This window comes from Mesorhizobium sp. M0306 (genome assembly GCF_040321655.1).
Lineage (GTDB): Bacteria > Pseudomonadota > Alphaproteobacteria > Rhizobiales > Rhizobiaceae > Mesorhizobium.
The window spans coordinates 1-627 of the sequence record NZ_JAMYRY010000118.1 but is presented as its reverse complement, the minus strand read 5'-3'; the positions used below and the strand labels follow the sequence as shown (position 1 = coordinate 627).

The 627-nt window shown below is 60.6% G+C and carries 1 protein-coding gene; it reads left to right on the top strand.

The window, feature by feature from the left end; all coding sequences use genetic code 11:
* Positions 1-7: 7 nt before the first annotated feature.
* Positions 8-627: cation:dicarboxylate symporter family transporter (locus NKI95_RS34375; RefSeq protein WP_352722287.1), on the top strand; the 620-nt coding region annotated here is incomplete at its 3' end.

Sequence of the window (627 nt, the reverse complement as noted above, 5' to 3'; positions counted from 1 at the left end):
AGAAACAGTGTCAGCTGCACAAGTCCGCGGCGCGAGTCCCGCGCCCCGCAAACCCTTCTATGCCAAGCTTTACGCGCAGGTGCTTGCCGCCATCGCCCTCGGCGTCGCAATTGGCTATTTCTATCCAGGGACCGGCGAGAGCCTGAAGCCGCTGGGCGATGCCTTCATCAAGCTGGTCAAGATGATCATCGCGCCTGTCATCTTCCTGACAATTGCGACCGGCATTGCCGGCATGAACGATCTTCACAAGGTCGGCCGGGTCGCCGGCAAGGCAATGGTCTATTTCCTCACCTTCTCGACGCTGGCGCTGATCGTCGGCCTCATCGTCGCCAATATCGTCCAGCCTGGCGCCGGCCTCAACATCGATCCGGCCTCGCTCGATGTCCAGGCCGTGAATACCTATGCCGCAAAGGCCCACGAGCAGTCGGTCACCGGCTTCCTGATGAACATCATCCCGCCAACGATTGTCGGTGCCTTCGCGGAAGGCGACATCCTGCAGGTGCTGTTCTTCTCGGTTCTGTTCGGCATGGCGCTCGCGATGGCCGGAGAGACGGGCAAGCCTGTCGTTTCCTTCCTTCAGGCGCTCATCGCGCCTGTCTTCAAGCTCGTCGGCATTCTGATGAAAGC